Consider the following 20,082-nt stretch of genomic DNA (forward strand, 5'->3'; position numbering starts at 1 on the left):
TCAGCGATCTCTGCTGGCAACGGCGCCGACAATATCGGCCGGCGCCGTTCCTGCCGTATATGTCGCGGGCACGGAGATTTCGCTGACGCCGCTAAGGCGGCTAACCGTCATCGCCACGACTCCCTTTGCGGTGACGGTGACTGAGGGAACCGTCCGATCGATGACAATCGCCGGCGTCTCGATTGTCCCAACTTGACGAGCGAACACCGAACTCTTGTCGAATTGGGACAACCCGAGTGTCCTGATTTGGTCATCCGACAGGCGACGGTCGTCAAGCGCGCGGAGCGCGACTTCCGAAGCACTACGCACGCCTTGATCGAGGCCCTCGCGCATGTTCACGACCCGCGCAAAATCGACCGCAGCGCCCGCTGCCAAGAGAAGGGCGATGGTCATCGCCACAAAGATACCTGTCGCTGAAAAGCGTTCATCACACCAGAAAGGCGCTTGAGTCAGCGTTCGCCGCTTGAGCATCCGTCCCTCCATGAAACACCCCGTTTCCTGTGAGAGACGCCATGCAACTCGGATGCCGAAAGCGTGTCATTCCGATGACCGAAAATCCGGCGAAAGATCTCCAGGTCCCTCGCGGGCTAGTCTAGAAATCGGACGTCAGCCCGCCCTTTTCCCAGTCGCCAAATCGAGTTGGTTCGGGTCCATCGCGTCCACCAACTTCAGTCGGTCGCACCGATTTATCGTTAAGGCGCTTCCGCCTCGCCTCAGCTTCCGCCAGTGCCCGTTGCGCTTCGGGCGTCAGAGCGCGCGCTTCCCCGGGTCCCGCAGTATCGTCGCTCATCATCCGATAGCATTCCGCAGCGATAAGAAGTCAGGGCTGAATTTTCGCCCCTCACCTTTATGATCTTTCAGGACACCATATATACGCGGCTGTAAGGTAGGTTGCCAGATGACGGACCACGTGTCGCGAGTACGCCCATGCCTCTGAACTATCTCAAAACAGCGATGCTCCTGGCATTGCTTACCGGCATTTTCCTCGTGCTCGGCGCTCTCGTCGGCGGCAAGACGGGCTTGGTGTTCGCGTTCTTCATCGCCCTCGCGATGAACGCGTTCAGCCTATGGAAATCCGATAGCGTTGTCCTTCACATGTTCAACGCCCACGAAGTAACGGATGCGACCGCGCCGGAACTGGTCGGCATCGTCCGCGACTTGGCGCGGCAGGCGGACCTGCCGATGCCCCGCGTCTACGTCATGAATAATCCGCAACCGAACGCGTTCGCGACAGGCCGCAGTCCTTCGCACGCTGCTGTTTGCGCCTCCACCGGTTTGCTCGATGCGCTCAACGCCCAAGAGGTCGCAGGCGTGATGGCCCACGAGCTTGCACACATCAAGAACCGTGACACGCTGACAATGGCTGTCGCCGCCACGATCGGCGGCGCGGTCTCTATGTTCGCGCAATATATGCAGTTCGGTATGCTGTTTGGCGGCAACCGTGACGGTGACCGCGGCGGGCTCGGCATTATCGGCACACTGGCTGCCGTCATAGTAGCGCCGTTGGCGGCTGGCCTCGTACAGATGGCGATCAGCCGTTCGCGGGAGTATCAGGCTGATCGCATGGGTGCGATGGTATGCGGCAATCCGATCTGGCTTGCGTCCGCACTTCGCAAGATCGATAGATCCGCACGACAGATCCCCAACGAAGAGGCCGAAGCCGTGCCGGCAGCAGCGCACATGTTCATTATCAATCCGCTGAACGGCCACGGCGTCGACAACCTTTTCTCCACCCACCCGAACGTCGAGAACCGCATCGCAGCTCTTGAAGCGCTAGCCCGCGAGATGAGCGTGAGCGGTGGGAGCATGGATCAACAGATGCCATCTCGGTCGAGCAGCGCACCGGGCGAAGTCTGGATTGGCGGACGAAATTACACGAAGCCCCCGAGCCCCTGGGGCTGATGTGCAAGACCATCGAAACCCGGTGAGATCCTCACCCCGGTCAGCCAAGTCCAATTCGAAAACTTCTGCTCCAGGCAAGCGGCCAGCGGGGCGGCGTCCCGTACCCGTGATCGAAGGGCTTAAGACCCGCGATGTGGCCGTCTCAGCCCTTTACACCGTGCTTGTCGAGCACCGGCCGTTCGACGACGCATTTGCGCGCGCTGCGGCGTCGAGAGATCTGCCGGCTCGCGACCGAGCGTTTGCTCGGCTTATTGCGACCACGGCGCTGCGATATCGCGGAGCGCTTCAGGCGGTCCTAAGCACCTATATCGCCAAGCCCTTGCCGGAGCGCATGGGCCGCCTCGACGAAATCCTTCTCGCCGCAGCGGCACAGCTTCTCCTGCTCGGCACCCCGCCGCACGCGGCGATCTCCTTGGCCGTCGACCAGTGCCGCGCAGACACGGCCGCAAAGCGATTTGCCAATCTTGCAAATGCCGTCCTTCGTCGTGTCAGCGAAAGCGGCCAGGGCCGGTTTGCGGATCTCGACAACGTCGCGTTGACGTTCCCGGGCTGGATACTCTCCCGCTGGACCGAAACCTACGGCGCAGGCGCTGCACGTCAGATCGCGCGCGCATCTCTTGTCGAACCCGCGCTCGATCTAACTGTAAAATCGAACCCCGAAGAATGGGCGTCGCGCATCGGTGCGGTGGTCCTGCCAACAGGCTCTATCCGATGCGCCGAGGCCGGGCGCGTCGATGAATTGCCGGGCTTTGTCGAAGGCGCTTGGTGGGTGCAAGACGCAGCCGCGGCGATTCCAGTGAAGATGCTGGGCGACGTCCGCGGGCTCTCCGTCGTGGATCTCTGCGCCGCGCCCGGCGGGAAGACCGCCCAACTCGCAGCCGCAGGCGCCGATGTCACTGCGGTCGATAAATCAGCCGGCCGGCTTTCACGCCTGAGCGAGAATCTGGCTCGCCTTAGCCTCACCGCCAGGACCGTCGTTTCGGATGCGCTGACATTCCGCCCCGAAACTCAATACGATGCCGTCCTGCTCGATGCACCCTGCACCGCGACCGGCACCATCCGCCGTCATCCCGATATACTTTATTTGAAGCGCCCTGAGGACGTCGCCGCACTGGCCGCCCTTCAGAAAAACCTACTTGAGAGTGCAGCCGAACTTTTAAAGCCGGGCGGCGTCCTGGTTTACTGCACCTGCTCGCTTGAACCGGAAGAAGGCGAGAGGCAAGTCTCGGCTTTCCTGGATCGTCATCAAGACTTCACGCGCCGTCCGATCATGCTGGACCAAGATACTGTCCCCATGTCCTGGCGCACACCCGAGGGCGATCTGCGTACCCTGCCAAGCCATTTCGCCGATCTGCCCGAGGGACTTCGAGGTCTTGATGGCTTTTTTGCCGCTTCACTTGTGAAGTCCTGTTGAGCGAACGGGCTATGGCGGGAGCTTGCCTTGTTTTGGCGCGTCTCGACCGCTAGTCATCCTGTAATGGCGGCATGCCGAAGGATGGGGAACTGGGCTTGAGCCTCAATGTCTCGGAACGGCTAAAAATTCGCTCGCTCTCCGTCGAACGATTGCGACGTCGCGCCGTGACGCTTACGCTATCGTCTCCGCTACTGCGCTGGCGCTACGCCGGCAACGGCGCCGATCAAATCCTCATCGTTCCGCAGGAATTGCGTGCTGCCGATCCGAGCTTTTGGACCGAGGTGGCTCACGGGCATTTCGGCCTCGCTTCGCAGATTGCCGATCTCAAGGGCGCATCCGCGTTCCGCATCACGCCGCCAAGCGTCGCGTGGGAACGCGAATTGCATGGCTTCGGCTGGCTGCGCCATCTCGCAGCGACCGAAGAACCCGAAGCCGCAGCCGTGGCCCGAGAGCTGGTTCTCGAATGGATCTCGCTCAAGAAGATTTCACAGGGTATCGCCTACGAGCCGGACGTCATCGGCCGCCGACTGATCTCCTGGATTTCGCAAGCCAACATGCTGCTGGATGAGCTCGATGCCCGCTCCTACACGCAGATCATGTCGAGCATCGGCCAGCAGATCGTCGCGTTGCGCACGACATGGCGCAATGCTCCCGACGGCGTGCCACGGATGGTTTGCCTGATCGCGCTCGTCCTCTCTGGGCTTTCCGTTTCCGGACACGACAAACAATTGAAAGAAGCCGAGGGCGCGCTCGTTGCCGAGTTGAAGCGGCAAATCCTCGACGATGGCGGTCATATCAGTCGTAGCGCAAGCGTACTGTCCGATCTTGTTCTCGATCTTCTCCCGCTCGGTCAATGTTTCGGCTCGCGAGCCCTGGCCGCGCCCGAGGAGATCAACATCGCGATCCGCAAATCCCTGAGTTTCCTTCGCTACATGCGCCTTGGCGATGGCATGCTGGCCCGCTTCAATGGTGTCAGCACGGGATCTCCAGCCGCGCTTGCGACTGTGCTCGGATACGCGAACGATGATCTCGACGTTATGCCAGCGGCCGAGGCCTCTCGCTATACGCGGCTGGAGCGCGGCCGGACGATCGTGATCGCCGACGTTGGCTCTCCGCCTCCGTTGGAGCTTTCGACGGAAGCGCAGGCTGGCGCTCTTTCCTTCGAAATGACGGTTCGTCAGTACCTGATGCTGGCGAACGGAGGCTTCCCTGGCCCTGCCGATCACGATTGGGATTCTGTCGCTCGTGCAACGGCCAGTCACAACACCCTCTGCCTAGCGGAAACCTCTTCATCGCGTTTGATCCGTCACGACCAGCTCGAAACGATGGTCGACGGCTTGCCTATCCGCGGGCCCGATACCGTCACGGCCGAATTCAACGATAGCGCGGCGCACGCCGAGTTGACCGCCGCCCACGACGGCTATCTCAAGCGCTTCGGATTGATCCACGGCCGCAAGCTCGTGCTGTCAACCGACGGCGAAAAGTTGGAGGGTGTCGACACCCTGGAGCCGCCCAAGGGTACCCTGCGTTTGAAGCAGGACCTTCCCTTCGCCATTCATTTCCACCTGCATCCTGACTGCCGCTGTCGCTCTGCCGGAACCGGGATCTGCCGGATCACACTTCCCGACGGACAGACGTGGCTCTTCACGTCCAACGAAGAGGCGCAACTGTCCATCGAAGAGAGCCTTTACTTCGTCGATAGCGCCGGACCACGGCCGAGCCTTCAGATCGTGTTGCGCGGGACCACCTTCGGCCAGACATCGGTTCAATGGTCGATCAGCGCTGAAAAGCCCGAAAAGGCTGAGATCCAGAGGCTTCCGGGCTAAGCGCGCGTCAGAATCGCGCGTTGCTGCCCTCGCGGGATGGCCACGGCGGATTGAGCATGATAACGGCCACAGCAAGAAAGCTGGGGTGAATATGGCTGACCAAAAAATCCGTCGCGCATTGCTCTCCGTCTCGGACAAGACGGGGCTAATCGATTTCGCATCCGCGCTTAAAGGCTACGGAATTGAGCTTGTGTCGACCGGGGGAACGGCCGCTGCTCTGAAGCAGGCCGGCCTGTCCGTCATGGATGTCTCCGAGCTGACCGGCTTTCCCGAGATGATGGATGGACGGGTAAAAACCCTGCATCCGAAAGTCCATGGCGGTCTTCTCGCCATCCGCGGCAACGACGTTCACGACAGCGCGGCCCGCGAGCACGGCATCCTGCCGATCGACCTTCTCGTCGTGAATCTCTACCCCTTTGAGGAAACCGTCGCTAAAGGCGCCTCATATGATGATTGCGTAGAGAATATCGATGTCGGCGGTCCCGCAATGATCCGGGGCGCGGCGAAGAATCACGACAGCGTCACCGTCGTCGTCGAGCCCTCCGATTACGAGCGCGTTCTGGCGGAACTCGCGTCGAACAATGCAGCGACGACGCTGGCCACGCGCAAATCCCTGGCCGCCAAAGCGTTCGCACGAACTGCGGCCTATGATGCGGCAATCAGCAATTGGTTTGCGCGCGAACTTCACACCTCCGCTCCGGAGTGGAGAGCATTCGGCGGTCATTTGGGCCAGGCGCTGCGCTACGGCGAAAATGCGCATCAGACGGCTGCGCTTTATCTAACCGCCGATGCGCGCGTCGGCGTTGCCACCGCCAAGCAACTCCAAGGCAAAGAACTCTCGTACAACAACATCAACGATACCGATGCAGCCTTTGAACTCGTCTCCGAGTTCGATCCCAAAGCACCCGCGGTCGCCATCATCAAGCACGCCAATCCCTGTGGCGTGGCCGTCAACGTCTCCCTGGCCGAAGCCTATCGTCAGGCCCTCGCCTGTGATCCCGTGAGCGCGTTCGGCGGTATCATTGCTTTGAACCGGACAATCGACGCCGCAACCGCGGAGGAGATGACGAAGATCTTCACCGAAGTTGTCATTGCTCCTGACGCGACGGACCAGGCCAAGGCAATTTTCGCAACCAAGAAGAACCTGCGTCTCCTGCTGACGTGCGGTCTCGCCGATTCGCGCGCCTCTGGGCTGAATTTCAAATCCGTCGCCGGAGGTTTTCTTGTGCAATCGCGCGACGCCAGCAACGCCGATGATCTCGACCTGAAGATCGTCACCAAGCGAGCACCGACGGAAGCGGAGCTGAAGGATTTGCGCTTCGCCTTCAAGGTGGCGAAGCATGTCAAATCCAATGCGATCGTCTACGCCAAGAACGAAGCGACGGTTGGCGTCGGCGCCGGACAGATGAGCCGCGTCGAATCTTCCCGCATCGCCGCCTGGAAAGCCGCAGAAGCAGCCAAAGCTTTAGGACGCGACAAGTCACTCACAATAGGCTCGGTCGTCGCTTCCGACGCCTTCTTTCCGTTCGCCGATGGCTTGATCACCGCAGCCGAAGCAGGAGTTACTGCGGTCATTCAGCCGGGCGGATCAATGCGAGACGAAGACGTGATCAAAGCCGCTGACGAGCGCGGTCTGGCCATGGTCTTCACCGGCGTTCGCCATTTCCGGCACTGAGAACCTTGAGCGGCCGCGTTACGAAGCGGACCGCGTGCGCACGAACAACATCATGACCACGCCTATTGCCAGGAACGCCAGAATGGCTCCCATGCCCATGCGCTGACTACCGGTCTCCTGCGTAATGAGCGCCACGCAGAACGGTGCAAGAAACGCCGTGACCTTACCGGAGAAGGCAAACAGACCAAAAAATTGCGTGATCTTATCGGCCGGCGCAAGCCGCGCGAGCAAGGACCGGCTCGCGGCCTGCACAGGCGCCGACACGACGCCGACGAGAATAGCGAAGGCCAGGAATACCTGCTCTCCGGGCGACGAGAAGGGTTTCGAGCCGACGACCTTTTCGACGACCTCCGTCGTGAAAAAAACGTGCGTCTTGTCGACGGAAAGAATTCCGACAGCTCCGACGATGAGCGCCAGAAGCGCGAGGATGATCACGGTCTTCGGCCCGATCGTATCGTCGAGCCAACCGCCGAAAAGCGCGCCGAACGCACCGACGAGCGTGAGAATGATACCGAACATGCCCAGTTCCAGTGGCCCCCAGCCGAACACGGATGCTCCGTAAATTCCACCGAAGGCAAAAATTGCCGACAGCCCGTCGGTGTAGAGCATTCTTGCTAGCATGAAGACCAAGAGGCTCGGCATCGACGGCAGCGACCTGATCGTATCCCATAGCTCCGCTACCGCAGATCGATCCGGATGGGTTGTCGATGCCCGATGCCGGTCGGGTACGAAAAGGAAGAACGGGATGATGAAGATCACAAACCAGATGGCCGCAAACGGCCCGGTGATACGGTCGCCTTCATGCGCAACGCCATTGAGCTTCAACAGCGGATCGAGCCCAAGGAGTGTCTTGGCCTCCCCGGGGATCGGAACCAGCAGACCGGCAACGAGAGCGAGGCTCACAAGCCCACCGAAATAGCCAACGGCCCACCCTGTGCCGGAAAGCCGCCCAAGTTCCTGCTTTGGCACGAGACCGGTCATGATTGCATTCGAGAAGACCGCCATCAGCTCCGCCGCCAAGGTCGCTGCGATGAACCCGCCAAGCACGATCAGGATCGTCGTCAAGTTGGCATCTGGAACGCCAAGCCAGAGGGTCGTGAGGCCTGCGAGAAAGACAAGCGACAGGCAGGCCATCCACGGCTTGCGCGAACCCCGACCATCGGCTGCGGCGCCCAGCAGCGGACTGAGAATGGCAATGAGCAGCCCCGCGATTGCGGCGGCATATCCCCATAGAGACTGACCGCAGGCCGCTTTCTCGCTTCCCTCCGCAATCATCGAGCCGCAGACCGAATTTTGCACGACGGCATTGGCGAAGTATGGCCCGAACAGAAAAGTCTGAACGAGCGTGTAGTGCGGCTGCACCGACCAATCGAAGAGCATCCACGATACGCGGGCTCGTAGCGGTGCGCGACCGCAAGCTCCATCGCTGGCCGCGGCTGACGCGTTTCCCTCGCCGAGTTCCAACGTCGACATGGCTTTCCCCCGTTTGACCGCGTTTACCGGTCAGTTCATCAGCTTCGTAAGACGATAAGATGATCGGGCAGCTCGTTGGGATCGACAGCACCCGGGGGAAAGTGCCGCGCTAGGTGTTCGCCAATGCGAGCGATGGCGCGCTCGAAACCTTCGACCGTATGCCCAGCGCTGATCTCCGCGGTGAAATCATCGACGATCTTCTGCCACGTGCCCTTCTCAACCAATGCGTCGATACCGCTATCCGCTATGATTTCGACCCGTTGCTCCGCCACCGAGACAAAAATGAGAACGCCTGTGCGACCGGTCGTCGTGTGCAGATTCTGGGCCAGGAACTGCTCACTCGCCCGCCGCCGCGTGTTCGCACGAAGGATGGCCTTCGGCACCAGCGACATGCGCACCTTCGGATGCCATGAAACTGCCAGAAGCCCCAGAAACACGAGCAGTTGGATCAGGAAGATCAACTGCACGTTCATCCAGGTGAAGTGAATGAGCGGCCACGGGATGATGAGCGCAAGCAGCGCCGCCCACATGAATGGGATGTGCTGATAGCGGCTGCTTTGATCGGCGACGACCGCGACGATCTCGCCGGACGTGCCCCGCTCGGCCTGCGTTATCGCAGCGGAAACACGCTCCGCATCTTTTGCGCTGATGAAGCTCATGTCCCGGTGTCACCTGCCTGCATTGCTGACTTCATAGCTACCAGCTTCCCGAGGCGCCGCCACCGCCGAAGTCGCCGCCGCCACCGGACCACCCTCCGCCGCCGCTGTCACTGCTGCCGCTCGACCAGCCGCCACCACCCCAATCGCTCGATCCTCCCGGAATGACGACAACCCCGCCGCGCCGCCGTGGACCGCCCGGCCCGCCGGCGCGCATCGCTTGCGCGTTTCGGTAATTGATCCAGATGATGAATGCGAAGATGAGGAGGAAAAGGATGATGTGAATGATCACCGTCGGATCGTTCTCCGGAGTTCGTGGTCCCCCTGCCCGCCGCTTCACCGCTTCCGCATCGCCGAGCAGCACGGTCTTGATATCGCGCACGCCATCCTTGATGCCGCCTGCATAATCGCCCCGCCGAAATTTCGGCAGGATGGCATTCTGAATGATCAGTGCCGACATGGTGTCGGTCATGAAGGGCTCGAGACGGCGTCCCACCTCGATCCGAACTTTGCGATCGTTCGGCGCCACGATTAAAAGGATGCCGTTGTCCTTGCCTTTTTGGCCGATGCCCCACTTGCGCGCGAGGCCGATGCCGTAGTCTTCGATGGAATACCCCTGCAGGGATTTCACCGTCACCACGGCAATCTGGTCCGTCGAGGTTTGTTCGAGCGACGCAAGATCGGCCGCGATGTCGGTCTTCTCGGCAGGCGTCAACAAACCCGCTTCATCGGTGATGCGTCCCTGAAGCTCGGGATAGGCGGGATCTGCCTTGGCAACCCCGCCAATCACCACGCAGATGAAAGCCAGAAAAAACGCGAAAAAGCGCAGCAAAGTTTGCACCTCGCTGCGCGGTGTAGAGAACCGAGCGGCGTTTGACGCGCCAAGCATCGGAGAAACTCCTGCCAGGATCAAGGCCGTGCTCAGGGCTTGCTGAAGTCGACCTTCGGAACCTTCTGCTCCTCGGGCGAGATGTCGAAGGTCGCCATGTCTTTCGCCTGCGGATAGAGCGCCATCTTCCATAGGCGACCCGGGAATGTATTGATCTCGGTGTTGTAAGCCTGGACCGCTGAAATGTAATCGCGACGCGCAATGGCAATGCGGTTTTCGGTGCCTGCAAGCTCGCTCTGGAGAGCCAGGAAGTTCTGTCCCGACTTGATGTCCGGATAGCGCTCGACCACCGCCATCAACCGCCCGAGCGCGCCAGAGAGCGTGGCCTGCGCATCCTGAAATTTCTTCATCGCATCAGGATTGGTCAGGATATCCGCGGGCAACTGCACGTTCGTTGTCTGCTCGCGCGCCTTGGTAACTTCCGTGAGCACACTCTTTTCCTGGTCGGCGAAACCTTTCACCGTCTCCACAAGATTGGGAATGAGATCCGAACGCCGCTTGTACTGGTTCAGGACCTCGCTCCAGGCGGCTTTCGCTTGCTGCTCCCTCGTCGGGATCGTGTTGACCCCGCAGCCCGCCAGCGACAGCGCCGCGGCTATGGCCGCGAGGAACATCATTGGACGGACGAAGAGCTTGGACGTTGTTGCGATCATGACGCGTATGCACCCTCGTGGCTGAACCAGACATCTTGCTAGACGGGAGCGGCCCCCAAAGGCCAGCCCTTGAACGATCCGTGCTATGATTTTCTTTTCGCCCGTTCAAGCGACGACGAAGTATTCCCGGGACTGGCACACACGAATTGGCCCGGCTGATCTGCTCTGCCGGATCGCGGCCGACCTCCCATGCCGGCTCCATTTCGAGACATTAGCCGCAAGTTTCTTAGCTTGATCTCGATCATCTGCTTACGCGTCCCAGATATGCGTAGATGTCAGCGAATTCTTGGAAACGGCGTTCATTACTCCCAAGTTATGTTTCGCCGGCAGTCGCAGAAAATAAGCGATACGGTTCTGATGGAGCTCAACATGAACAAATGGAAAAAAGCGCTTGCCGGAGCCGCCGCGGCGGTTGCCGCCCTTGGCTTCTCGGCGGTCGCAGAAGCCGGTCATCATGGCGGTGGCTTCCATGGAGGCGGCGGCTTCCACGGCGGTGGTTTTCACGGCGGATGGCACGGCGGTGGCGGCTGGCATGGGGGCGGTGGCTGGCGAGGCGGCCACTACGCCTACGGCGGTCATGGCTGGCACGGCCGCGGATGGCATGGCCATCGCGGCTGGCGCTATTATGGATGGGGACCAGGATTTTATTACGGTGGTCCTTACTATGCGTACTGGGGTGACTACGACGACGGCTACCTTTGTGACGATTACTATTATCGCCGGCGCCATCCCTACTGCTACTACTGAGATACGCGATGCCGGCCCCTCGCGGGGCCGGTTTTTCGTTCGAGTCCCGGCATCCTCAAAGCGCGTTATTGGCGCTGCCCCAATGCTCGCTGAGAAAACGAGCCGGATTGAGAACTGAGATGTCGAGATGGATCGGCGCGGCTGCCATGACGGCTGGAATACTGAAGATCAGGACCACCAGGAGCCCGCAGACGAGCGACGCTTGAAGAAACTGCACGAAGCGTTTCAAGAGAGTTGCACCCTTTCAAAGCCCAGCCCGGTGCATTTATCCTCCCTCTCGATGGCTTGGCGGAGTCCGAACCGAGTCGCCCCCGCGAAAGAAATACGGCGCCACCTGGGCGCCGTACCTGAGGCTTACCAGTAGCGGCAGTGGCGATAGCCATGGCGCCACCAGCAGTGGCGATGACGCCAATGACGCCAGTAGACGTGCTGCGCCGCCGGCGACTGTTCAGAGATGAGCTTAAGCGAATGAACATCACCGCTCACGGTCGCTGCGTTGGCGAGGCCAGCGCCGAGAACCATGAGCGTAGCGGCGAGCACCGCTCTCAAAGTCATTTTCATGAAGTATCTCCCCTGTTCGAGCGTCGTTTTGACGCCAAGTGAGGGGGCTAGCTATAATCGTGAGGAAACGGGCCTCGTCCATACGGTTTGGTAAAGCGCAGGCCTGCGCCCTAATATTCCGGCCGAGTGTTACTTGAGAGGTTCGTGCTGGCAGGCTCCACGTTGGGAAAGCCCGAAAGCATGATTTCAGGAGGTATGGCTGAAATCTTATGTGCCTGGAGCGGGCGAAGGGATTCGAACCCTCGACCCCGACCTTGGCAAGGTCGTGCTCTACCCCTGAGCTACACCCGCATGTCCAGATGCTTACGCCGCCTTGCGGCGGCGGAAGACCCGCCTTATGGCGCAAGTGCTCGACCAATGCAAGCCCTGTCTCAAGGCAGCAAAACCGGGCGTCCGGCACCATATATCGTGGCCCTAGCTACGGCTGGAGTACGGTGTGGATCAAAACCCAGTCGGAGAGTGTTTCAGCCAATGCCCGCGACCCGCGACCAACTATTCTCGACCCTGGCGGATCTTAAAATCGAGACGCAGACCATCGACCATCCAGCGGTGTTCACCGTGGCCGAAAGCGAAGACGTCAAGATCGACCTTCCCGGAGCGCATACGAAGAATTTGTTTCTGAAGGACGACAAAGGCGCACTTTTCCTCGTCGTCGCCAATACCGAGACGCGCGTTGACCTCAAGGCGCTATCGAAGCGATTGGGCGCCGGACGGTTCTCTTTCGGCAAGCCCGAGTTATTGATGGAAGCACTTGGCGTGACACCCGGCGCGGTGACCGCATTTTCCGCCATGAATGACACCAACAATCGTGTGAAGATCATCTTCGACGAAGCATTGATGACGGAAGACACGATCAACTGTCATCCGCTTGAAAATACGGCGACCACAAACATTGCACGCGACGATCTTTTGCGGTTCATTCGCGCCACCGGCCATGAACCCCGCGTCATGGTGTTGACGCAGCCTGAGGTCTGAGCGGGAGGAGATTGGCTCAAATGGAATTTGGCGCAAAAGGCACAGAGTTCGGCGCTCCCGGTGCCGCCGAGATGATCAAGGACGCCACGACGGCGACTTTCAAGGCGGACGTTATCGAAGCGTCTAAATCCGTGCCCGTGATCGTCGATTTCTGGGCGGCTTGGTGCGGCCCGTGCAAGCAGCTCACGCCCGTGATCGAGAAGGTCGTGCGCAGTTACGGTGGCAAGGTTCGTCTCGTCAAAGTGAACGTCGACGAAAACCAGGCGATCTCCGCCCAGCTTCGTATCCAATCGCTGCCGACGGTCTACGCGTTTCGCGATGGGCAGCCGATCGACGGCTTTGTCGGCGTCCAGCCGGAGAGCGCGGTCAAATCGTTCATCGATCGGCTCGTCGCCGATGACGCCGAGATCAGCATCGCCGACATTCTGAAAACCGGCGAAGAGTTGCTTGAACAGAACGATCTCCAGGGCGCCGCCGAAGTCTTTGCGAGCGTGCTCCAGGAAGATCGCACCAATGCCGAGGCACTAGCGGGCCTCGCCTCCTGCTACATGAAGAGCGGTGATGTCGAACGAGCCGGCCAGACCCTGGAGTTGGTGCCTCCGGATAAACGGGAACTTCCGGTGGTCAAAAGCGTCGAAGCCGCGATCCTCCTGGCTCAAAAAGGCGCCGATACCAGCGAATTGGCGCAACTGAGACAGCGCGTCGCGCAGAACCCTCAGGATTACCAGGCAACGCTAGACCTCGCCGTCGGACTGGGGGCTACAGGCGATCGGCAGGATGCCCTTGAACTTCTTCTTGATCTCGTCAGGATGGATCGCAAATGGAACGATGAGGCTGCGCGTAAGCAGCTCCTGCAGCTTTTCGACGCCTGGGGCCCGAAAGAGCCGCTAGTCGCCGAGGGGCGCCGCAGGCTATCATCGATCCTGTTCAGTTGATCTTACCGTTGTCTCGCGGAGACGATCGCTCTTGACGCTCACGGACCGCTACCGCCGCCCTGCGGACCTACCATCGAGGATCCCGGTCTTTCCGCTCCGCGGCGCCATCCTGCTGCCGCGTGCGACCCTGCCTCTCAATATCTTCGAGCCGCGCTATCTCGAGATGATCGACAACGTGATGTCGGGAGCGCGGATCATCGGCATCCTGCAACCGCTTCTCTCCAGCGATGACGAACAGGAAAGCCCGACGGAAAAATCCGCGGAGTTGCGCGCCGTGGGATGCGTCGGCCGGGTGACGTCTTATCAGGAACTCGACGATGGCCGCCTGATCATAACGCTGACAGGAATCACCCGCTTCCAGTGCGTCGGCGAAGCCGAAAGCGAAATGCCCTATCGCATCATGAGCGTCAGCTACGACAAGTTCGCGAGCGACTTGACGGAGGGCCTCGGCGAAGAAATGGTCGACCGGCCAAACTTGCTGCGTGTCCTGCGAACCTATCTCGAAGCCAATCGCCTCAAAACAGACTGGTCGACGATCCAGCGTGCTTCGAACGAGTTTCTAATCAATGCACTTTCGGTGATGTGCCCGTATGGGCCTGAAGAGAAGCAGGCTCTTCTCGAAGCGAAGGACCTCAGGTCCCGAGCCGAAGTCCTCGTCGCCCTTGCCGAGATCGACTTAGCGTCGAACGGCAGCAGTGGCACCACGCTGCAGTAACGGGCGGGAGCAAGCGGTGACCGAGGACATCGACGATACCCCGGCTGAGGACGCGACCGCGGTCGATCCGAAGTTGCTTGAGCTTCTGGTCTGCCCGTTCACAAAGACTCGGCTCGTCTACGATGCGGGCTCGCGCGAACTGTTGAGCAAAGCAGCTGGGCTCGCGTTCCCCATTCGCCATGGCGTACCCCTCATGATCGAGGAAGCCGCGCGAAAACTGACCGACGCGGATCTGCGCCGCCTGTAGTCGCCGAGGTGCGCAACATTTCAGACAAACGTGCACAGCGCCATCGTCTGGCGTCAGAGTCGCGCTTAACCAAGTCTCTTTAGACTCCGTAAAAGTACATTGGCCGACTGTCGCCCCGGGATTTGAGGGGCACGATGTTGTTAGGAAGAAAGACCAGCGCGCAGCCTGTTGCGACCGGTCATGACCGGGCGTCGCCAGATCAACGCGGCATGGGAAAAGTCACCAGACGGGCTATTGCGGCATTCGCTGCTGCAATCGGACTGCTGCTCGCATGTGTCGGCATCGCGCGAACCGGAGCCACCATCGATGCGGGAGTCGTTGTCGCGGTAGTTGGCGCAGCTCTGGCGGCCGCTGGAGTGAATTCCTTATTCCAGCGACCAAGCGCGAGGGGAGCCGATATCTCGACAAAAAGCCCCGCGGGTTATGGGATCGACGCCAGCATCGAGAACCTGAGAGATGCTCAATGGCGATTGGCCGACAGCGCCGCGCGCTATCGCCAGCTTCTCGATGCGCAAGCCGATTTCATCGTCCGCTATTCGCGTGAGGGCCGCGTGGTGTTTGCCAACACCGCATTCCTGGAAGCATTCCGTCTCCCCCTTGAGGAGGTGCTCGGTTCGCCATTCCGGCCCCGGGCAACACGGACCGAAACAACCGCCGGTTCGCCCGGCTCGCCCCGAAGAATTCTCGAGCTTCTCCCGATGTATAAGGGCAAGCGCTGGATTGCGTGGGACGAAACGGAAGTAATGACGCCCGAGGGCCGAATTGAACTCCAGCGCGTCGGACGCGACGTTACTTTGGACCGCGAAATCGGCGAGCAACTCCGCGCAGCGAGGGAAAGTGCAGAAACGGCCAGCCGAGAGAAATCGCGATTTCTCGCTGCTATGAGCCACGAGATACGTACGCCGATGAACGGTATCATTGGTATGATAAGCCTTCTGCGCGATACCGAACTTGATGCCGAACAGAGAAACCTCGCTCGCGTCGCCGACGATTCCGCCCGGGCCTTGATGGGCCTTCTCGACGGCATTCTCGACTTCTCGAAAATCGAAGCCGGCAAGCTCGAACTTGCAAGCGAAGTTTTTTCGCTGCGGGACTGCATCGCCCAGATGATGCAATTGATGGCGCCAGAGGCGGCCGCCAAAAATCTATCGTTCACCTCTTCGGTTTCTGAGAAGCTTCCCGAGTGGGTGCAGGGCGATAAAATGCGGCTCCGGCAGATCATCCTCAACCTGCTCTCGAACGCGATCAAATTCACCGATGCAGGCAGCGTCGCACTTCGAATAGACCTCGCAGACAGCCAAACGACAGCCGCCGGCGTTGCGCGCGTAGCGATCGAAGTCTCCGATTCAGGCATTGGCTTTTCGCCGGAGGCAGCATGCCTGCTTTTCGAAGAGTTCGAACAGGATCTGACCGCCGAGCATCGGAGCCGCGGCGGTGCGGGGCTCGGTCTCGCAATCTCGAAGCGGCTAGCCCAAGCCATGTCGGGCGAGCTTGTAGCCTCCGCAAGTGGTCCTCATAGAGGTGCTGTGTTTACCGCCATGCTGGAACTCCGGGTCGCCTCTGCGCCGAAGCATATCTCCGCCGAGCGAGCGGGCTCTCTTCCAAGCGATGCGGGAGAAACAGCGCGGCGACGGACCGGCGTTCCGAGGTTCAGTGCGCTGGTGGCCGAGGACAATCAGATCAGCGCCCTCCTGGCAACTAAGATCATCGAGCGGGCAGGCGGGCAGGCAACCGTGGTGCCAAACGGCAGATCCGCGATAACGGCAATATGGGAAACGCTAGAACGCAAGCGCCCCGCCTTCGACCTCATCCTTATGGATCTGCTGATGCCCGAGATCGATGGGCTGACAGCCACCAAGTCGATAAAGGCCCTCTTTGCCCGACGTCCGGATTCCAGCATGGCCTGCCCGCCGATCATTGCACTGACGGCAAACGCCTTCGCTGAGGATCGTGAACGCTGCCTGGCGGCGGGAATGGATGATTACCTCTCCAAGCCCTTTGAGCCGGACCAATTGCACGAGCTTCTGCTACGCTGGACGGCGCACCGAGTGGGGGCCGCGCCGCCCGCTGCCTGACGTTTGGATCTAAAAACTGTCACGGAATCGTGGTAGCCGCGTGCTTTGGAGCTCTGTTGGGATTTCCATCGATGTGGCAGGCAATCGCGGACCGCAGCAAACGTAAAGCAGGGGGACTGGGAAAGCTCCCGGCCGGCTTGGCGGCTTTCGAGGCGCTACGGGCGCCGGGTCGTCGGCTGAAAGCCATGACGCGCGAAATCGAGCCGAAAGTCTACGGTCGCGTAGGCAATCTCGAAGTGCGCTTGGCACGCACATGGTCCGAGATCAAACTCGCTCAGCGGCTGCGCTACCAGGTCTTCTTCGAAGAGATGTCCGCGGTCCCGAGCCGCCTCGCCCAATTTCGCCGTCGCGACGAAGACGCCTACGACGCCCTTTGCGATCACCTCCTCGTTGTCGATCTCGACAAAACCAAGCCGGGCCGACCAGGCAGGCCGGAGCGGCCCGCGGTCATCGGCACCTACCGCATCCTTCGCCAGGAAGTTGCTGAGCGCGGTCCAGGTTTCTATTCGGCCAGCGAGTACGACATTGCCCCTCTCTTGAAGCGCAAAGCTTCAACGCTCAGGTTCATGGAACTTGGCCGTTCGTGCGTGTTGGCCCCATACCGCAGCAAGCGCTCTGTCGAACTGCTCTGGCATGGACTTTGGACTTACGTTCGCGAAAACCGCATCGACGTCATGATCGGCTGCGCCAGCTTCGAAGGCGTCGATCTCGACGAACACAAAATGGCGCTGAGCTATCTGCACCATAAAGCGCTTGCGCCTGAGGAATGGCGCTGTCGGGCCCGCGAGCCGTTTGGCGTATCAATGGATTTGATGCCCCCCTCGGAGATTGATCAGAAGGCGGCGTTGAAGGCCATGCCTCCCTTGATCAAAGCCTATTTGCGCCTTGGCGCCTACTTCGGCGAGGGCGCCGTGATCGACAGGCAGTTCGGCACGACGGACGTGCTGGTGATCATGCCCGTCGCCAACATCGATCCCCGCTATTTTGAGCACTATGGCGCGCCCGCCGAAACGAAGAGCCGTATCGCCGTCGACGCTTAAGCGATCTTCTTTTATTCGCGGCCGGCGCCGTAGGCGGCGAGCGCCGCCATATTCACGATGTCTGCGTCGGTCGCTCCGAACGTGCAGATTTGCACCGGATGCGAAAGCCCCACGACGATCGGACCGATGAGCGTTGCGCCTCCCAATTCCTTGATCATCTTGGTGGAGATCGAGGCAGCGTGGAATGCCGGCATCACCAGCACATTCGCCGTGTCCGATAGACGGCAGAATGGATAATGTTCCATCAGCCGCCGGTTGAGCGCGACATCGGCCGCCATATCACCATCGTACTCGAAGTCGACGAGCCGCTCATCGAGGAGCCGCACCGCCTGACGCACCTGCTCGGAGCGCTCGCTTTTCGGCTGCCCGAACGTCGAATAGGCGAGCAGCGCCACGCGCGGCTCAATGCCGAATGCCCGCGCTGCCCGCGCGGCCTCAACTGCGATATTCGCCAGCTGTTCGCCCGTCGGAAGATCGTGAATGCTGGTATCGGCGATGAGCACCGCCCGGCCGCGGCTCAAAAGCAAAGAAACACCGATCACGTGGCGACCCGGCTTCTCGTCCAGAACGCGATGCACATCGGAATAGACGCTCGTCCAATTGCGCGTCACGCCCGAGACCAGTGCGTCGGCATAGCCGTGCGCCACCATCAATGCCCCGAATACATTTCGCTCGTTGGTCACCAGCCGTTCGCAATCCCGCTTCAGGTATCCGCGCCGCTGTAGGCGCGAATAAAGGAACTCTGAAAATTCCTCCAGGAACGGCGACTCGCTCGTATCGATCAGCTCGAACTCTGGACGCAACGGAATGCCGAGTTCGCGGAAATGATCGGCGACGACCTTCTTGCGGCCGATCAAGATCGGCTGACCGAACCCCTGCTGATAGAATGTATTCGCGGCACGAATGACGGCCGGCTCCTCGCCTTCGGCGAAGACAACGCGCTTCGGATCGTTGCGGACGGCGTCGAAAGTCGACTGCAGCCACCCCGCAACAGGATCGAGGCGAGCCGTCAGCCTCGCGACGTAACCTTCCATATCGACGATCGGATTGCGAGCAACGCCGGAGTCCATCGCGGCCTTGGCGACCGCCGATGAAACGTGCGGCAAGAGACGCGGGTCGAACGGCGCGGGGATAATGTAGCCGGGGCCGAAGGTCGGGCGTTCGCCAAGAAAGGCCGCCGCCACCTGATCGGGAACTTCCGCGCGCGCGAGCGCCGCGATCGCTTCCGCTGCGGCGATCTTCATCGCGTCGTTGATCGTGGTGGCGTGAACGTCGAGCGCTCCGCGGAAAATGAAGGGAAAGCAAAGAACGTTGTTGATCTGGTTTGGATAGTCCGATCGCCCGGTCGCCATCACCGCATCCGGGCGAACGGCCTTCACGTCTTCCGGCGTGATTTCCGGATCGGGATTTGCCATCGCGAAGATAAGTGGCCTCGGCCCCATCTGCGCAACCATCTCCCGCGACAGCACGCCGGCGGCGGACAGACCGAGGAAGATATCCGCGCCCCCGATGACCTCGGCAAGTGTCCGCGCGTTGGTCTTCTGCGCGAACGGCGCCTTGTAGGGGTCCATCAGCTCCTTGCGGCCTTCATACACAACGCCCTTGATGTCGCTGACGTAGATGTTTTCGCGCTTGATCCCGATTTTTACGAGCAGGTTGAGGCACGCGAGCGCCGCCGCACCCGCCCCCGCGCACACGAGCTTGACCTCGCCGATGTCCTTCTCGACGACGCGCAATCCATTGAGGACACCAGCCGCAACAACGATCGCGGTGCCGTGCTGATCATCGTGAAAAACGGGGATGTCCAGTAGCCCCTTCAGCGTTTCCTCGATGACGAAGCAATCCGGAGATTTGATATCCTCCAGATTGATCCCGCCAAAGGACGGCCCCAGATAGCGGACCGAATTGATAAACGCGTCAGGATCAGGCGTATCGACGAGCAGGTCTATTGCGTCGATGTCTGCAAATCGCTTGAAGAGCGCCGCCTTGCCTTCCATCACCGGCTTGGCCGCGAGCGCCCCGAGATTGCCGAGCCCAAGGATCGCCGTCCCGTTCGACACCACGGCCACGAAATTGCCCTTGCTCGTATAAACATAGGCGTCCCGGGGATTTTCCGCGATCGCCTGAACCGGAATGGCCACACCCGGAGAATAGGCGAGCGCCAGGTCGCGCTGAGTCGTCAAAGGCTTCGTCGGCGTGATTTCGAGCTTGCCGGGTTTGCCATTGGCATGAAAAGCAAGCGCTTCTTGAGCCGTCACGTGGGCTGCGCGGTGGAGGGATGGCATGTTGCTGACCGTTC

The 20,082-nt window shown here is 60.5% G+C and carries 20 protein-coding genes and 1 tRNA gene; 11 read left to right on the forward strand and 10 right to left on the reverse strand.

All coding sequences use genetic code 11. From position 1 onward, the window contains the following. Nucleotides 1-471 carry a hypothetical protein gene (locus EKK30_RS02785; RefSeq protein ID WP_290979935.1) on the reverse strand — a complete coding sequence of 157 codons (471 nt, stop codon included), beginning with the start codon at nucleotides 469-471 and terminating at the stop codon, nucleotides 1-3. Nucleotides 472-592: 121 nt separating this feature from the next. Next, nucleotides 593-793: a DUF1674 domain-containing protein gene (locus EKK30_RS02790; protein ID WP_366927315.1), complete on the reverse strand. Its 201-nt coding sequence runs from the start codon at nucleotides 791-793 to the stop codon at nucleotides 593-595. 140 nt (nucleotides 794-933) lie between these two features. On the opposite strand from EKK30_RS02790, the gene htpX reads away from it, so the two are divergent. The 4 genes from htpX (at nucleotide 934) to purH (ending at nucleotide 6,817) form a co-directional block, all read left to right on the forward strand. Further along, nucleotides 934-1,902 (forward strand): zinc metalloprotease HtpX, encoded by a 969-nt coding sequence (gene htpX, locus EKK30_RS02795; protein WP_290980612.1) that lies wholly within the window; start codon nucleotides 934-936, stop codon nucleotides 1,900-1,902. 106 nt (nucleotides 1,903-2,008) lie between these two features. Then, nucleotides 2,009-3,316: an RsmB/NOP family class I SAM-dependent RNA methyltransferase gene (locus tag EKK30_RS02800; RefSeq protein WP_290979938.1), complete on the forward strand. Its 1,308-nt coding sequence runs from the start codon at nucleotides 2,009-2,011 to the stop codon at nucleotides 3,314-3,316. A gap of 71 nt (nucleotides 3,317-3,387) precedes the next feature. Continuing rightward, complete coding sequence (locus tag EKK30_RS02805) at nucleotides 3,388-5,142, forward strand: heparinase II/III family protein (protein ID WP_290979941.1); 1,755 nt, start codon at nucleotides 3,388-3,390, stop codon at nucleotides 5,140-5,142. A gap of 91 nt (nucleotides 5,143-5,233) precedes the next feature. Continuing rightward, the gene (gene purH / locus EKK30_RS02810; RefSeq protein ID WP_290979945.1) at nucleotides 5,234-6,817 is read left to right on the forward strand and encodes a bifunctional phosphoribosylaminoimidazolecarboxamide formyltransferase/IMP cyclohydrolase; all 1,584 of its coding nucleotides are present in this window, start codon (nucleotides 5,234-5,236) and stop codon (nucleotides 6,815-6,817) included. Nucleotides 6,818-6,835: 18 nt separating this feature from the next. Here the strand turns inward: purH and EKK30_RS02815 are convergent, their stop codons facing one another. Genes EKK30_RS02815 through EKK30_RS02830 form a run of 4 tightly spaced genes read right to left on the reverse strand, consistent with a single transcriptional unit; the run spans nucleotide 6,836 to nucleotide 10,452 of the window. Next, nucleotides 6,836-8,290: an MFS transporter gene (locus EKK30_RS02815; RefSeq protein WP_290979947.1), complete on the reverse strand. Its 1,455-nt coding sequence runs from the start codon at nucleotides 8,288-8,290 to the stop codon at nucleotides 6,836-6,838. A gap of 38 nt (nucleotides 8,291-8,328) precedes the next feature. Then, a complete protein-coding gene (locus EKK30_RS02820; RefSeq protein ID WP_290979950.1) occupies nucleotides 8,329-8,949 on the reverse strand; it encodes a TPM domain-containing protein in 621 nt (206 codons plus the stop codon). Between the two features lie 37 nt (nucleotides 8,950-8,986). Next, complete coding sequence (locus tag EKK30_RS02825; RefSeq protein WP_290979953.1) at nucleotides 8,987-9,835, reverse strand: TPM domain-containing protein; 849 nt, start codon at nucleotides 9,833-9,835, stop codon at nucleotides 8,987-8,989. Nucleotides 9,836-9,867: 32 nt separating this feature from the next. After that, the gene (locus EKK30_RS02830; RefSeq protein ID WP_290980615.1) at nucleotides 9,868-10,452 is read right to left on the reverse strand and encodes a LemA family protein; all 585 of its coding nucleotides are present in this window, start codon (nucleotides 10,450-10,452) and stop codon (nucleotides 9,868-9,870) included. A 405-nt stretch (nucleotides 10,453-10,857) separates the two neighbouring features. Here EKK30_RS02830 and EKK30_RS02835 point away from each other — a divergent pair, with 405 nt between their 5' ends. Further along, the gene (locus tag EKK30_RS02835) at nucleotides 10,858-11,235 is read left to right on the forward strand and encodes a hypothetical protein (RefSeq protein ID WP_290979956.1); all 378 of its coding nucleotides are present in this window, start codon (nucleotides 10,858-10,860) and stop codon (nucleotides 11,233-11,235) included. Between the two features lie 55 nt (nucleotides 11,236-11,290). Here the strand turns inward: EKK30_RS02835 and EKK30_RS02840 are convergent, their stop codons facing one another. From EKK30_RS02840 to EKK30_RS02850, 3 genes are all read right to left on the reverse strand, one after another. Continuing rightward, entirely contained in the window at nucleotides 11,291-11,464 is a 174-nt protein-coding gene (locus EKK30_RS02840) for a hypothetical protein (protein ID WP_290979959.1), read from the reverse strand. Nucleotides 11,465-11,589: 125 nt separating this feature from the next. After that, nucleotides 11,590-11,796 (reverse strand): hypothetical protein, encoded by a 207-nt coding sequence (locus tag EKK30_RS02845; protein ID WP_290979961.1) that lies wholly within the window; start codon nucleotides 11,794-11,796, stop codon nucleotides 11,590-11,592. Between the two features lie 216 nt (nucleotides 11,797-12,012). Further along, a tRNA-Gly gene (locus EKK30_RS02850) sits at nucleotides 12,013-12,087 on the reverse strand. 180 nt (nucleotides 12,088-12,267) lie between these two features. Between EKK30_RS02850 and EKK30_RS02855 the strand changes: the two genes are divergently transcribed. The 6 genes from EKK30_RS02855 (at nucleotide 12,268) to EKK30_RS02880 (ending at nucleotide 17,783) form a co-directional block, all read left to right on the forward strand. Continuing rightward, nucleotides 12,268-12,771, forward strand: coding sequence for a prolyl-tRNA synthetase associated domain-containing protein (locus EKK30_RS02855; protein ID WP_290979964.1), 504 nt, complete (start codon nucleotides 12,268-12,270; stop codon nucleotides 12,769-12,771). Between the two features lie 20 nt (nucleotides 12,772-12,791). Beyond that, nucleotides 12,792-13,706 carry a thioredoxin gene (gene trxA / locus EKK30_RS02860; RefSeq protein WP_290979967.1) on the forward strand — a complete coding sequence of 305 codons (915 nt, stop codon included), beginning with the start codon at nucleotides 12,792-12,794 and terminating at the stop codon, nucleotides 13,704-13,706. 31 nt (nucleotides 13,707-13,737) lie between these two features. After that, a complete protein-coding gene (locus tag EKK30_RS02865; RefSeq protein ID WP_290979970.1) occupies nucleotides 13,738-14,421 on the forward strand; it encodes an LON peptidase substrate-binding domain-containing protein in 684 nt (227 codons plus the stop codon). Nucleotides 14,422-14,449: 28 nt separating this feature from the next. Beyond that, nucleotides 14,450-14,668: a Trm112 family protein gene (locus tag EKK30_RS02870; protein WP_290980618.1), complete on the forward strand. Its 219-nt coding sequence runs from the start codon at nucleotides 14,450-14,452 to the stop codon at nucleotides 14,666-14,668. 209 nt (nucleotides 14,669-14,877) lie between these two features. Next, a complete protein-coding gene (locus EKK30_RS02875; protein WP_290979973.1) occupies nucleotides 14,878-16,743 on the forward strand; it encodes an ATP-binding protein in 1,866 nt (621 codons plus the stop codon). Between the two features lie 71 nt (nucleotides 16,744-16,814). After that, nucleotides 16,815-17,783: a GNAT family N-acyltransferase gene (locus EKK30_RS02880; protein ID WP_290979976.1), complete on the forward strand. Its 969-nt coding sequence runs from the start codon at nucleotides 16,815-16,817 to the stop codon at nucleotides 17,781-17,783. A gap of 11 nt (nucleotides 17,784-17,794) precedes the next feature. Here the strand turns inward: EKK30_RS02880 and EKK30_RS02885 are convergent, their stop codons facing one another. After that, the gene (locus EKK30_RS02885; protein WP_290979978.1) at nucleotides 17,795-20,068 is read right to left on the reverse strand and encodes an NADP-dependent malic enzyme; all 2,274 of its coding nucleotides are present in this window, start codon (nucleotides 20,066-20,068) and stop codon (nucleotides 17,795-17,797) included. Between the last annotated feature and the right edge of the window lie 14 nt (nucleotides 20,069-20,082).

The sequence above is a fragment of the Hyphomicrobium sp. genome (genome assembly GCF_003987855.1).
Classification (GTDB): domain Bacteria; phylum Pseudomonadota; class Alphaproteobacteria; order Rhizobiales; family Hyphomicrobiaceae; genus Hyphomicrobium_B.